The organism is Anaerococcus tetradius ATCC 35098, assembly GCF_000159095.1.
Classification (GTDB): Bacteria; Bacillota; Clostridia; order Tissierellales; family Peptoniphilaceae; genus Anaerococcus; species Anaerococcus tetradius.
Genome location: NZ_GG666336.1, coordinates 1 through 737 on the forward strand (window position 1 = coordinate 1; position 737 = coordinate 737).

Genomic DNA, 737 nt, shown 5'->3' on the forward strand with positions numbered 1-737 from the left:
AGAAATATGGCAGATCCATTCCCTACTTCTTAACAAACCAAAAGAAAGCTCTGGTGATTAGTATGGCAATTACAAAAATACATCCTATAAAATCAACTCTAAATTTGGCAATAGATTATATAACTAAGAGTGAAAAAACTGATGAAAAAATTTTGGTGTCTTCATTCAAATGTCATCCATCTACTGCCCATATTCAATTTATAAAAACACGAGAAGACAATGATACTAAAGGTACAGTTTTGGCTAGACATTTAATTCAATCTTTTCTACCAGGAGAGGTTGATCCTATAAAAGCTCACGAAATTGGAATGGAATTATGTAAGAAAATTTTAAAAGAAGATTATGAATTTGTTCTTGCAACTCATATAGATAGAGGGCATATCCATAATCATATTATTTTTAATAATGTTAATTACAAGACTGGTAAATGCTACCAATCTAACAAAAAATCTTACCACAAAATTAGGTATCAAAGTGATGAATTATGTAAAGAAAATAAGCTTTCAGTCATTGATAAATACTATGAAGCTTACAAGAGAAAATATAAAACTGCTGGTAAATCTTGGTACGAATATGACCTAAACAAGAAAGGAAACTCTTGGAAGTCTAAACTGCAATTCGATATAGATAGAATGATTAATAAGTCTAAATCATGGGAAGATTTTTTAGAAAATATGAAGTCTCTTGAATATGAAATTAAATTTGGTAAACACATTGCTTTTCGTCATAAAGATAAG

1 protein-coding gene is annotated in these 737 nt (G+C 28.9%); it reads left to right on the forward strand.

Translation table 11 applies throughout. The annotated features are described in order from the left end of the window. Positions 1 to 62: 62 nt before the first annotated feature. On the forward strand, positions 63 to 737 hold a 675-nt coding region (locus tag HMPREF0077_RS10035), incomplete at its 3' end, for a relaxase/mobilization nuclease domain-containing protein (protein ID WP_040349809.1).